The sequence below is a fragment of the Campylobacter sp. CNRCH_2014_2849 genome (assembly GCF_025772845.1).
GTDB classification, from domain to species: domain Bacteria; phylum Campylobacterota; class Campylobacteria; order Campylobacterales; family Campylobacteraceae; genus Campylobacter_D; species Campylobacter_D lari_D.
The window spans coordinates 116707-130927 of record NZ_JAKMSW010000001.1; the positions used below are offsets into that span (position 1 = coordinate 116707).

Genomic DNA, 14221 nt, shown 5'->3' on the forward strand with positions numbered 1-14221 from the left:
AAATTATAGCAAATTTTACTTTTAATTAAACTTATTAAAGATATAATTTTATTCTTCAAACTTTTAAAATCCAAAATTAAGGTTGTATTGTCATTATGGAAAAAATCACAGATATAATTGAATCCATTGCTAATGAGAAAAATTTACAAATAGAAGATGTAAGAGAAAGAGTTAAAAAAGCACTTATTAATACTGCTAAGAAAATTTATGGTGATAAATACGAATTTTTTGTTGATTCGGGTAAAAATTTGCAACTTTATCAAAAAATCATCGTAGTAGCTGATAATGATGAAAGATTAGAAAATGAAAATGAGCATTTTATCGCTTTAAGTAAAGCAAGGTCTGAAGCTAAAGATGTAGAAATTGGCGATGAGCTAACTTATGAATGTTCTTTGGAAAATTTAGGCCGTACTGCTGTAAATATCTTACATAAAGAATTAGAATATAACATTCAAAAACTCTTAGAAGAAAAAATCTATGAAAAATACCAAAAAATGGTAGGACATATGGTTTTTGGTAGCGTAGTAAGAGTAGATAGTGAAGAAAATACTTATGTGGAAATTGATGAGTTTCGTGCATATTTGCCTAGAAAAAATCGTATCAAAGGTGAAAAATTTAAAGTAGGCGATGTGATTAAAGCTGTTATTAGACATGTATATATTGATAAATCGGGTATGAGAATGGAGCTTAGTAGAACTAGCCCTAAATTTTTAGAAGCTTTATTAAAAGCTGAAGTTCCTGAAATCAAAGATGGTCTTATAAATATTTATGCAAGTGCAAGAATTCCAGGCGAGAGAGCAAAAATCATCTTGCAAGCTAATAGCCCGAGTGTTGATGCAGTAGGAGCAACTGTGGGTATAAAAGGAGTTAGAATCAATGCTGTAAGCAAAGAATTAAAAAATGAAAATATTGACTGCATTGAGTATTCTAATGAAATGGCAATTTTAATCACAAGAAGCCTAGCTCCAGCCATTATAAACTCAGTTAGTATCGAAGATAAAAAAGCTATTGTAACGCTAAATAGCGAACAAAAAAGCAAAGCCATAGGAAAAAGTGGTATTAATATACGCCTAGCTAGCATGCTTCTTGGATATGAGATAGAACTTAATGAAGTAAATAATGAAGATAAAACTAATAACCAAGAAGAAGCGTTTAAAAACCTTAAAGCTTTATTTGGAGAAAATTAAAGCTGCTTACCGACAGTTTGCTCGGTAAGCTTTCTTTCTAAAACTAAATCCACTATAGGTTGTTCTCTTTTATTTGCCTTTTGGCAGTGATTTTTGTCAAAAAAATCTGTGATTTTAATAACTATTTTAGCCCATCTTTTATCGCGTTCTCTCCAAGCATGGGATGATAAAGACTCCCAAGCATAACCATTAAACAAAGTAGCATTGACAAAATGATCAAGCGCTCTCACACCTTGTCTAACCCTAGCAGGATTACCAAAAATACCCACTATAACAATAAAAAGATAACTAATCACCGCTAAAGGAACGATAGCGCAAAGTAGTATAGTTCCTGCTAATTTTTCTTTCATTTTTGCCTTTTTATAAATCTTATATTCATACCATTTGCTGATCTTATAGTTAGTCTTCCTACTATATCAGGTACAAATTTTTCTTCTAATTCTAACTTATAAGTCCTTAAAATATTAGCTAAAATCAAAATAGCCTCTTGCATAGCAAAACCCTGCCCTATACACACACGCTCTCCCATACCAAAAGGCATATAAGTGTCTTTTTTAATCTTGCTTTTATCTTCATGGCGACTTGGATCAAACTCATGTGGATTTTCCCAAAAACTATCATGTCTATGAATAAGCCATGGAGCTACTACTACACCTGAACCTTTTTTAATAAGCTTATCTCTCATTTTGTTATCATTTCTTGCTTCTCTAGCAAAAAAGCCAACTGGTGGATAAAGTCTTAAACTTTCTTTAAACACATTTGTAAGATATTTCATTGCTCTAATATGTTCTATTTTAAACTCTTCATCACCCGCAACTTGCATGATTTCTTCATAAGCTTTTTGTTGCTCATTTGGAGAAATACTTAAAATATATAGCGTCCAAGTTAGCGAGCTTGCAGTGGTTTCATGGCCTGCTAAGAAAAGCATAGCAACTTGGTCTAAAATTTCATTAAAAGAAAATCTCTCATTAGTATCTGCATCTACCACCATAAGCAATGATGATAAAATATCTTCATATTTTCCTTGATCATTTAGAGCATTATCATATCTTGGCTTTATAATATCTGATAAAACCTTGCGTATAACTCCACCTGCTTTAAGTCTTTTTTTCTCGCCCAAAAGATTTGAAAGCCAAGTTGGAAAGCGAAACATTCTTCGCATAGCTGTTTTAACTGTTTCTTCTTGCACAGTTACAAAAGCATCCAAAACAAGTTTACCTTTTTGCTCATCAAGTTTTGATGACATAATAGTTCTAAAAATCACATCTGCAGTCACAAAAGTCATAGCTTCATCTACTTCTATAATCGCTTTATCTTCATACTTTGCAAATCTTGCCATCATATCAGAAGCTGCTTCACTCATCAAATTAAAAACCTTAGAAATCCTTGTCATTTCAAAAGAAGGTCTTAAAAGTTCTCTTTGCTTTTCCCATACTCTATCATTAGTTGTAAAAATACTTATACCCAAAAGTGGTTCTAAAAGCTCATGTAAAAGTTGGCTTTTTGGATATTCTCTAACCTCATCTACCATAATGCGTCTAACTTCTTTTGGATCATTTACTACATATAGATCAAATCCGGGCATTTTTACTCTACCCATCATCATTTTATAGCTTCGCTCATAAAGTCCATCAAGCCAAGATCTTCTTTTTAGTAAAAAAGTAGTTAATGTAGAAGCTTTATTTTTATAAGGCTTTGGATGAAAAGGACACTGACCCATGATTTCCTCCTATTTGATTTTTTCTTCTAATTTATTTTTACCTATAATAAATTCAAAAAAGTTATATACTCCTTGAATTTGTGTGGCAAATAAATATAAAAAATGTGCTTTATATTTGTCTTTTTTGATTTTTTTATAATCTTTGTTTTTATATAAGATATGAAATTTAGCCGAAAGGTATTTTGGACTAAATTGTGTTTTCACTCCGCTTGTGCGTATAAAATCAACTTGTGCAAAACAAGCCCCATCAATAATAGAAGTAAAATCATACCATATTAAATTCTTACTTCCTAAATACTCTAAGTCTTTTCTAAACTCAAAAGATCTTTTTTGATAGCTTACCAAAGGTATACACTCACCTAAAGTTAAAACCTTTAAATTTTCAAAAGAAACATTTTCTTTTTCACATTTTCTAAGCACTTTTGCTAAAACATTTATGCAAAGCACCGTTCCTACGCTATGTGCGCTTAAGATGAGCTCATAGTTTTTATCATTTGCATTTTCTTTTAGTTTTTCAAAAATAACTCTAGCAAAATCATCCATTCTTAACTCAAGTTCACCTTGAGAATTTTTCTCCCAGTTTGCACAAAAAGAACAAATTCTAGCTATCCAAAAAACAGCTAATTTCTTGCCTAATTTATAAAGCATTTTTGGTAAAAACACTAACGATAAAACAAAAGCTAAAATTCCTAAAATAATATGAAAATTTTGCAAATAAAATAAACTTCCAAAAGCACAAAATAAAGTAAAAATCAAACTCAAAAGCACATAAAAAAATGGATAATAACCTGTGATAAGTTGGTGCGGGGATTCTTTACCAAATTTTAAAAAAAGCCCTGTGATGGTATAAATTCTAAAAAAACTATAGCAATCACTCAAAGCATCTTTTATACCCTCTGACCAGTTTTTTTTGACTATATCATTCCAACCTAAAAAAGTATAAGTAGTGTTTGTGTATGGAGTTTGAATTTGCCAAAAAGGATAAATATTAGCTTGAGCTTTTGATAAAGTATAATCATAATTTAAAAGTTTATTTTGCTCGGCTAAATTTTTTTTAAACATAGCATAATAATGCCTATATCTTCTAGGATCATAACCAGCTATATAAAAAACATCTCTTTTTTGGCATATTTTTTCCATCAACATCCTAAATAAATTTAATACTGAATTTAAAAATATAGCTAAAGTTGTTATCTTTGTCAAATACCTATTTAAAGATAAAATGAGGGGTTTTTACTCTGAAATTATTCATTAAAAAATATTTTATAAAATAAAAAAAAATTAAAAAAATAAAGAAAGAATTTATGGATGTAATCTTACTAGGTGGTAGTAATAGTGTAGTTAAAAATGGTCTTAGGATAGGTCTTGAAAATAAAGACATTACATTACATAATTATGCTTTAGGACTTAGTACTTCTTTACAAAATCTTTATGAATTAATACGCCATGAAAAAACTATAAATAAAAGTGATTTTCTCATCAGTGAATCAAATATCAATGATTATTTAAGCCCTATGAGTTTAAATATTATACTTAGAAATATTGATTATTTTTACGAAGAACTTTACAAAGCAAACAAAATTACTATAGTGCTTATACTCCCCATACCAGCTTGTAATGATAAATCAAAAGCTATCAATGAAGCTCATAGGAAAAATTGTGCTCATTATGGTTTTAATCTAATCGATGTAGATCTTTACTACCAAAAAAATAATCTTTATGATTTTGATCAAAACTATAAATTCCACCCTATGCCACTAGCTATGCAAGAGCTTGGTAAAAACATCATTAAAAATTTACACAGGTTTAAAAAATCTAAAGAAAATATCATTTGCTCAAAAAGAAAATTTCATATCTTTACGCCCTCAAATTCAACTAAAATAGAGCATAAAAACTCATTTTTTTGTGAAAAAACTACAAAGATTAAAGCTAATGAAAAAATCATTTTCCCAAAAGAGTTCAAAAATTATCAAATCTTAGGCATACACACTTGGAATCACGCCAGTTTATCAACCCATGCTATATCATCTATAAGCATTGAAAACTCATCTTTTAAATTAGTAAAAAATTTTGGACTTATCAATACTTTTCAAGATATACAAAATGAAAAAGCAATTTGTGATGAGCAAACCTTTTTGTATGTTAATACACAAATTATCAAGCAAAGCGAGGAAAGTTCGGGCTTAAGCATAGCAAATGAAAAAACACCGAGACTTGATTATGTGGACTTAATAGGAATTTTATTTTTAGAAAATGATAATAATAAAAAAATTGAATGTAAAATTCAACTTACAAATGCTTATGAGCTTTTGATACCACCTATAGCATTTTACAAAGAATTAGCACTAGAATACCATGAACTAAAAAAACTTGATATGCAAACATTTTTACAAAGTCAAAATCATAATCTTTTGCGTTTTTTAAATCATAAAGGCTTAAAAAATGAATATGAGATGTTTATCCACCAAAACAATAAACTTTATGGAGCTAGCTTAAGGATAAAAGAAAGATTAAGCTATAAGCTTGGAGAAGCTATCATGAAAAATAGCAAAAGTTATTTAGATTGCTTTAAAATACCTTTTGAACTAAGAAAAGTCAAAAAAGATCATTTTAAAAATCAAAAAGATCAAAAAAATCTACCACCACTAAAAGCCTATGCAGACTACAAACACGCTCAAATAGCCAAAACACACTTGCCTTATCTTTTAGGTAATGCACTTTTGCAAGCTTCAAGAACCCCTTTTAAAATAGGCTATTTAAGCTTACCTTTTAAACTGAAAAAAATTGCAAAAAACTATAAAAAGAAAATTTAATCTAAACTAGTATTTTTGAAAAAATTTCCATTGATTTGGGTTTTATATATCACATAATTTCTAAATTTAGCGTGTAAAACAGCATCAGGCTTATATGCCCTGCATTCTTTCCAAAAAGTATGCAAGCTTTTTTGATAAGTCAAACCTTCAACATCATAAAAGGCTTTTCCCATAACCTTTAAAGGACTATTATGATATAAAGCAGAAAGCCCTACTGTACTATTTATCACTATAGTACCTCTTGTGTTAATTAAGAGCGTAGGTAAGTGTAAGTCATGTACATATAAAATTCTGCCCTCGACATTGTATTTTAAGCTCAAATCTTCTATAAGTTTGGTATAGTCCCTATAACCACGGTCCATAGGATGGTGTTTAAAAACTAGGTATGACTTTGCTTTGGCATGATTAGCAAAAGAGATAATCACCTCTTCTATAAATTTTTCTGTAGTTTTTTTATAATGATGGGAGAGTTGAGTATCATTATGCACTTGTAAAATAGCTAAAAAATACTTTTGTTTTAGGGAAAGAATTTTTTCATTTAAACTTTTTTCTGTAATTTTGTATTTATTTTTTCTATATACTGAACAAAGCCAAGGTAAAAAGTCAAATAGTTTTAAACTTCTATGATGTAAAGAATTATTAAAATACCAAGAAAATAAAAAAGCAAAAAGCCAGTATAAAAATGAGGCAAAGGCCATATTTTTAAAAGTGCTTGAGAAAGTTTTAAATTTAAAATCTTTATCAAATTTTTTCTGACTTAGATAAAATTCTTTTTCTCTTGGTAAAGTGGAGTTTGCATTCACTCCATCTTTTTCAAAAGTAATGAAGTTTGGTCTTATATAACCTTCTTCAAAAATCCATACTTCAATACCCATTTGCTTAGCAACATTAATGGCTATTTCATGAACTTTTCTACAATCATTATACATAATGATAACTTGAATTTGTTTTTCTTCAAAAAGCTTTTTATAAAAGTCTTCAAGATCAGCTAAACTTTTAGTGTAATTAATGCTTTTAAAAGGATAAAAGAAAAAATCTCCACCATTAAAATTTACTTTATAAACCTTAGCTTTTGGAATTTTTGTAGCAATTTTACGAAAAAATCCTCCCACAGGCCCTTGGAGCAATAAAACATTTTTACCAGAAAATTTTTTTAACTTTTTACTTAAATTCATCTAATCAAAATAAATTCTATCAATCTTCTTATTTTTCTTAATATATAAATTCTTATATCCATAAACCAACGCAAATAAAATTTAGAAAAATAATCTTTTTGCATTTTTAACATTATATCTAATGCAAGCTCAACTTCACATAAATTTTTACTTTTTGGATGGATGTATCTTGGATAAAGGATCAAAACTCCTGTAACCAACTCTTCTAAACTAAGCACTCTTGTACGTCTTGGAATTTCATGTAAATCGCTTGTCAAACCCCAACCTGCATAAAAAGGCTTACCATACACCACTACTTTTTTGCCACGCAAAAGAGCATCAAAACCGCTTGTAGAGGTTATAGTATGCACTTCATCACTCGCATTGATAGCACTATCTATACTGATATTTTCTATAATCTCATCGCAATATTTTAAAATAATACTTTTATCTTTTAAACCCTTACGGTTACCGCTTAAAACATCAGGATGAGGTTTAAAAACTAAGAAGGCGTTTTCATTGGCCTTTCTTACACTTTGTAAAAGTTTTAAGGTATCATAACCTGCACCACCTAAGATCATAGAAGCATCATCTTCTACTTGAGCAGGGATTAAAATGATTTTTTTATTGGTATTAAAATTTAGCTTTTCATGCTTTAAACCATTATACTTTGAAAATTTATTTTGTGTGATGGTAGTGATGAGCTTTTTAGCTCTTTGTTTTAAACTCTCATCAAATTCATGATTTTGCAAAATATCTTCTAAATCACTTGGCTTGTTTGGATCAACATACAAGCCTTTGCAATCTATTATCAAAGAAAAAGGGCGTGTAAGATCTGAACCTAAAAAAACCGAGCGTAAAAAGCCATCTTCTACTAAGAAAATTTCATTATTAAAATCTTTAGCTAGTAAAGTTTTATCATACTTTTTACCCCAAATGAAAATTTTATCTTCAGGATTTAAATTCGCTTCATAAAGTTCATCAAGTGAGTTTAAAAAAATGATTTTATTATTTTTAGCTTTAAAAAAAGGTTTTATAAATTCTCTTTTCCATTTAGAAAAACCTAAAAAATACAAAGTATTTGAATTAGCTTGTTCTATCTTTTTATATTTTGCTAAAGTATGAATAGTGTCAAAAATATCACTTTTTTGATTTAAATAAGGATTAAAATACTCACTATATAAAATATAAGTAGCATAAAAAACCTCTTCCAAAGTTCTTTTTTTAAGCCTTCTTTTGCACTCTAACTTATCTTGAGTTAAACCCCAACCTGCATAAAATGGCACGCCATAACACACACATTCGCACCCTAACATCAAAGCTTCAAAACCCATACCAGAAGTCTTAGTGTAAACTTTTTTAAAATAGCTTAATAATTCTATAGGATTATAATTTTCTTTTATAACTACACATCTATTTGGCAAATCTTGCACATCAAAATCACTTTGTTTTTTACCACTTAATACATCAGGATGAATTTTAATGTATATTTTAGCATTTGGATTTTCTTTGATAGCATCATTTATGATATCTTGAGTTGAAAAATTCTCAGCTAAACCAAATTTAAGAGAAGCATCATTTGCTACTTGAGTGATGATTAATACACGTTCTTCATTAGCACTAAAAAGATCTTTTGGTATGCAAAGATTGTTATTATACTTACTAAGTTTTTCTTTTTTGATAACTTCTATAACTTTTTTTGCTTGCTCTAATTCTTCGGCGCTAAACTCATAAGTATTTAAAATATTTTCAAGTTTAGAAGGCATAGTCGCATCGTAATAAATTCCCACATCATCTTTGACGATAGAAAAACTCGGACTTTTTTCTACACCTAAATTTAATGAGCGCAAAAAGCCATCCTCTAAAAGCAAAAATCTTGTATTATATTTTCTAGCTAGTTCTACAGCTTTTAAACCTGACTTTTTTCTACCCCATCCTACAAAAACATCTGATTTTTTAATCCTGCCAAAAAAAATATAAAAAAACGCATATAAATAAGGATGCACTCTTGAAATTTTAAACGAGCTAAGAAATCGTTCTTTTGTCACAATATTCCCTCTTCAACTTCCTAATTTCAAATAGCAATCTGACATACCCCCCCCCATACCAAGTTTTATTGGCCTGTATGAGAGCTTGTCCTAACCTATATGTAATGCTTTCTTTTAATCTTATCGCTTCCTGATAATCTGCATACTCTTTTATTTTAGGTAATACTAATTTAGGATTCTCAGAAATTTTTTTATAATATTCTTTTTTTTTGTTTTGATATTGCTTAAAAACCTTAAATAACACAAACGGCATTTTAACGTATCCCAAAATATTTCTTGAACAATCAATCATTGCAAGACCAAACTGATAAGCCAAATGATTTTTTATCCTCGATTTGGCACTAAAATATATACTATCATTTAATTTTTCTTTGCAGTATTTTTCTGTAACTTTTTGGAAAAAACATACAAAATCATTAAGTTTTTTTGTATCAAATTTATCTCGAAGATTTAATAAATCCAAATATAAATATTCAGATATATTTGGCATAATATATCCATTTTGAGCTTTTGTATACCTATGCTCTATCTTGAATTTTGGTTTAATAGAGTAAATACCATTAAAAGATAACCATTTAAAAAACATTTCATGCGGATCTTTTACATTTACAACCATTAAATTTTTATAAAATTTTTTTTGCATATACAAAGAAGAATATATATTAATTACATTTCTACAACCAACAACATTCCCAACTCCATTACCCGCCAAAGTTTTTAAATCATAAATATTATTCGATTCTAATTTTATAATTTCATTTTTTAAACAACCTTCTATTGATATTTCAGAATCAACTCTCATGTGGACAATATAATCATATTTAATATTATTTGATTCTTCATATTCTTCTAATATTTTAAACGACTTATAAATACTATAATACATAAATTCGACATTAGAGTTTAAATTTTCGTTTTGCTGTATCCTTTGTTGATTTTCAATCAATAAAGCACGGAAATTTTCATGATGCTCAACAACACTTCTTAGTTCGCTATATTTATATTTAGAAAAAATATCATGATTAAGTATAAAAAAAACATTAGGCATATTTTTTTTTAAATCATTAGTTTTTAAAATTTCTTTTGGGCTTTCTTGAAAAAAATCTTTCGCTAATTTTCTATCCACCCAACAATCTCCGCCAGTTGTTATATTTTGCCAATCCTGTTTTTTATCCCAAGTAAATAAAAAAATATCAGCATTTAACTGCTCTTTGGCAATCTTTATATTTTTCTCTAATGTTCCTTTCCAATCACCACGTAACATACCATACATGCAAATTGCAAATTTTGTCTCACTTTTTATATTTCCATTTTTTAACTGATCTTGTAGCTCATTAACAAACAAACTATGATATATTTTCGAACCACTGGTATTAATATCATATATCTTTTGTAATAAATAATATCTTAAATCGAAAGCTTCTCTAATAAAAAACAATTCTTGTTTACCTAAAATAATACAAAAACGTATTAAAGTAGCAATGAAATAATTCCTCGTAATGATATTATTAGAATTATGGATATAGTTTTTATACAAATCTAATAAATTAAATATACTATCATTTGCATCACAAAAATAAAAATTTTTATTCAATAAAAAGCAAGAAAGTATGTCTCTAGGTATCTCTTTATATAAATTATTTTTTATATTTTGATAGTTTATATCATCACTAAGTAATATTTTTCTTGTGTATAATATTTTATCATTTAATCTTTCTTCTTCTAATATATATTTACCAATATTACCGGTTAAATATAAAAAATCGTAAAATTTTGTTTCTATATTTGCAGATGATTTATAATTCGCATAATAAATACTTTCAACTAAATCAAAATTCCATAATTGCAAATTTCTTTCAATTAAAGAAAAAATTTCCTTTTCTTTTGTCACAATATTCCCTCTTCAACTTCCTAATTTCAAATAGCAATCTGACATACCCCCCCCCATACCAAGTTTTATTGGCCTGTATGAGAGCTTGTCCTAACCTATATGTAATGCTTTCTTTTAATCTTATCGCTTCCTGATAATCTGCATACTCTTTTATTTTAGGTAATACTAATTTAGGATTCTCAGAAATTTTTTTATAATATTCTTTTTTTTTGTTTTGATATTGCTTAAAAACCTTAAATAACACAAACGGCATTTTAACGTATCCCAAAATATTTCTTGAACAATCAATCATTGCAAGACCAAACTGATAAGCCAAATGATTTTTTATCCTCGATTTGGCACTAAAATATATACTATCATTTAATTTTTCTTTGCAGTATTTTTCTGTAACTTTTTGGAAAAAACATACAAAATCATTAAGTTTTTTTGTATCAAATTTATCTCGAAGATTTAATAAATCCAAATATAAATATTCAGATATATTTGGCATAATATATCCATTGGAAACAAAGGACTCTCCAGTTAATTTCTCTATTATATTGGTTTTTACAATCTGTAAATCATTAAGTAAAATCCAATTTCTTGAAACATGGTGATTATGAATTTCAATAGGTGTTTTTGAAAAAAAATCAAATTTTTTATTTAAAAAAGAATAACTCCATATTTTCGAATAGATTTCCATAGTATTTCTTCTACCGTAAACAGCAAAATCCTTTGGTGTTCCATTTTGGTATTCAAAAAAATTTAATGCCAATTCATTATTATTTAATTGATGTAATTTCTCCAAATCTAAATTTGAAATATATCTAGCATCTGGCCTAATTCTGATCACAAAATCATATTTTAAACCAACTTGTTTTTCATATTCCTCCATTAATTCAAAAGCCCTATAAACACCATAATTTAATTTAGAATTATTTACCACTTTGCCATATTTACTAGTAAAATCACTATGTTTTTCTATAGAATAAGCTTTAATATTGCCTATTTCCTCTAATTCATTAGCTGTTACTTTGCTCCGTGAATATATTTCTTTATTTAAAATATAACTAGTATTTGGAAAATATTTTCTAAAATAAATATCCTTCTTAACTTCTTCTTCGGCAATATTTTCAAACTTTGGATCCAATAATCTTTTTACCCAACATCCTCCTCCGCACAATGCAGGCCACTCTATCACTTCTTCCCAAGTGAAAACAAAACAATCAATATTGAATAATTTAGAGAATGTTTCAATGACATCTTTTAAGCCATTCAACCAATCACCTCTAGAAGCCCCTGAAATACAAATAGCGACCTTATTATTATTACAAACTTTAGCATCTTTAAATAAAAATGATTTTAAAATAAAACTATGTTTTTTATAATAAATTTTAGAACCATAATCTTGGTTAAAATCATTAAGCAATACTGTTGATAAATTTGCAAAAAATAAGTAATCCTTTATTTGATTTTCATTATTAAAATATTTATATTTACTTATTTTCTCTCCAGACAATGATAAATCTATAACCTTTGAAATATAATATTTTTTCGATAATATGCTTAATTTGTTTCTATACTCCCAAAGAAATTTTTTACATAACAATTCAATATCTACAACCCCATTATATATAGAATTATTTAATTCTAAGCATGCAAAGCAATCTATAGAGACATCAGATGAATTAATTATCTCTTTACTGTTTATTATACTTACAAGTTTTTCATAAGAAATGTTAATTTTATCATCCATCCACCATTCTGGTTTATTTTGGTGAAAATTAAATATTTTTTTTATTTTTTTTATTTGCCCAGTTTGGTATAAATAAATAATATAATCCATATAATTTTTATTACTCTTTGTTAATAGCTTATAATAACTTTCCAAAGTATTAAAATCCCAATTCTGTAAAGACAACTGCAACTTAGATTCTATTGCTTGTTTCACGATTTATCCTTCAACCAATACTTATTTTCCAAATACTCCTCTGGAGTTCCAAAAGAAAAATAATTATCAACGATTACATAACCTATCTTATGTGTTTTAATTAACAATTCAAACACATTGTCTATATAAAATTCACCGTTAGTTTTTATATCTTCTTGGAATATTTTATTTATATACTCTAATAACAAAGAATTTTCCTTAAAATAAAAACTTCCTATCATTACTAAATTTGTATCATTAGATCTATTTTTAACAAAAATATTATCTATTTTATTATTTTCCCCATCTACCCAAGTAAAATAATGCGGATTATTAATATTATATTTAGAAGCATGTGTAACAAACACAATAACTTCATATTCTTTTTGCAATCTTATAAATTCCTTAGTAATATGTTTAGCAATCAAATCACAAGGGATAATTAAAACATCGCCTGACAAATCTCCACAAGATTCTTTGTAAGAATACGCCGCACCAATTTTATTCGGTTTCACAAACCTTACTTCTTGCTTTATACTTTCCCAATATTTTTTATGATCTTGTGCACCAACGCAAATAACTTTCGTCTCAATATCTTTTAAGGTATCAATTATATTCTCTATGATACTTGTTTTACCAAGAGGCAAAAATGGTTTTGGCTGGTTAAAATTAAGATTTAAAAATCTCTCTCCTCTACCAGCAGATAATATGACAGTATTTTGTATTTTTGTTTTTTCGTTATTAACATCTTGTGAGTTAAGTTTTTCTTTTACATATTCAAAATCTTTTGGAGTACCAAATTGATAAAACTTCTCTATAAAAGGATAGCATAAAACATTTTCTAGATAATTATTAGTTATAGACATATAATATTCTCCAGAAATCATATCTTTGGCTTCTATTTGTTTTTTTATTGCTTCAATAGCTAACTTTAAAGTTCTAAAATAATAAATACCAGAAGAATGATATTCTTCAAATTTATTCTTAGAATTATATTTTTCTATAACCTCATACACTTTATAAGTATTATCATGCACCTTGCATACTGCATACACATTTTCTAAAGGCAATAAATGAGGATGATAACCAATATAACAAGGAATTATAGCCTGAGCATCTGGGTTTTCTTGTACAAATTGTAGAAAATCATTATAGTCCCATTCTTGCCCAAAATCACAATAGCTAACAATAACTTCCTCATCAAATATATCTTGCAACTGCGACACCACACCATATAAGCTTCCAGCAGGTCCTAGTTTTTCCCTTTTGTAAACAATAATTTTTGCTTTAATTTTTCTAGATAAAACAAAATCTTCAAATTTACTTTTCTCACCCTCTTGGACAATAAAATAAAAAATATCATTTTGAACATCAAAGCATTCAACTACATAGTCCAAGATAACTTTGTCTTTCATAACTTTAATAAAAGGTTTTAATTCTTTATATCCAGCTTCTTTAAACCTCTTGCCTATTCCAGTTGCAGGTATAATAATATTCAT

10 protein-coding genes are annotated in these 14221 nt (G+C 27.7%); 2 read left to right on the top strand and 8 right to left on the bottom strand.

Features of this window, described 5'->3' with window-relative positions; genetic code table 11:
- Positions 1-95: 95 nt before the first annotated feature.
- On the top strand, positions 96-1187 hold the full coding sequence (gene nusA, locus L8X33_RS00585; protein ID WP_070255882.1) for a transcription termination factor NusA: 1092 nt from the start codon (positions 96-98) through the stop codon (positions 1185-1187).
- Here the strand turns inward: nusA and L8X33_RS00590 are convergent.
- From L8X33_RS00590 to L8X33_RS00600, 3 genes are read right to left on the bottom strand one after another with little or no spacing between them, the layout of a single operon-like run.
- Entirely contained in the window at positions 1184-1537 is a 354-nt protein-coding gene (locus L8X33_RS00590; protein ID WP_263669706.1) for a hypothetical protein, read from the bottom strand. The genes nusA and L8X33_RS00590 overlap by 4 nt on opposite strands.
- Entirely contained in the window at positions 1534-2907 is a 1374-nt protein-coding gene (locus L8X33_RS00595; protein ID WP_263669707.1) for a cytochrome P450, read from the bottom strand. The genes L8X33_RS00590 and L8X33_RS00595 overlap by 4 nt, the downstream gene beginning before the upstream one ends.
- Before the next feature lie 9 nt (positions 2908-2916).
- Positions 2917-4047, bottom strand: coding sequence for a DUF829 domain-containing protein (locus L8X33_RS00600; RefSeq protein WP_263669708.1), 1131 nt, complete (start codon positions 4045-4047; stop codon positions 2917-2919).
- Between the two features lie 164 nt (positions 4048-4211).
- On the opposite strand from L8X33_RS00600, the gene L8X33_RS00605 reads away from it, so the two are divergent.
- Positions 4212-5720, top strand: a complete 1509-nt coding sequence (locus L8X33_RS00605) for an SGNH/GDSL hydrolase family protein (protein WP_263669709.1) — start codon at positions 4212-4214, stop codon at positions 5718-5720.
- On the opposite strand, the gene L8X33_RS00610 is transcribed toward L8X33_RS00605, so the two are convergent.
- From L8X33_RS00610 to L8X33_RS00630, 5 genes are read right to left on the bottom strand one after another with little or no spacing between them, the layout of a single operon-like run.
- Positions 5717-6895 carry a capsule biosynthesis protein gene (locus tag L8X33_RS00610; RefSeq protein WP_263669710.1) on the bottom strand — a complete coding sequence of 393 codons (1179 nt, stop codon included), beginning with the start codon at positions 6893-6895 and terminating at the stop codon, positions 5717-5719. The genes L8X33_RS00605 and L8X33_RS00610 overlap by 4 nt on opposite strands.
- Positions 6892-8889, bottom strand: coding sequence for a capsular polysaccharide biosynthesis protein (locus L8X33_RS00615; protein WP_412175221.1), 1998 nt, complete (start codon positions 8887-8889; stop codon positions 6892-6894). Before L8X33_RS00615 ends, L8X33_RS00610 begins: the two co-directional genes overlap by 4 nt.
- A gap of 10 nt (positions 8890-8899) precedes the next feature.
- On the bottom strand, positions 8900-10813 hold the full coding sequence (locus L8X33_RS00620; protein ID WP_263669711.1) for a hypothetical protein: 1914 nt from the start codon (positions 10811-10813) through the stop codon (positions 8900-8902).
- On the bottom strand, positions 10779-12743 hold the full coding sequence (locus L8X33_RS00625; protein ID WP_263669712.1) for a hypothetical protein: 1965 nt from the start codon (positions 12741-12743) through the stop codon (positions 10779-10781). The genes L8X33_RS00620 and L8X33_RS00625 overlap by 35 nt, the downstream gene beginning before the upstream one ends.
- A complete protein-coding gene (locus L8X33_RS00630; protein ID WP_263669713.1) occupies positions 12740-14221 on the bottom strand; it encodes a sugar phosphate nucleotidyltransferase in 1482 nt (493 codons plus the stop codon). The genes L8X33_RS00625 and L8X33_RS00630 overlap by 4 nt, the downstream gene beginning before the upstream one ends.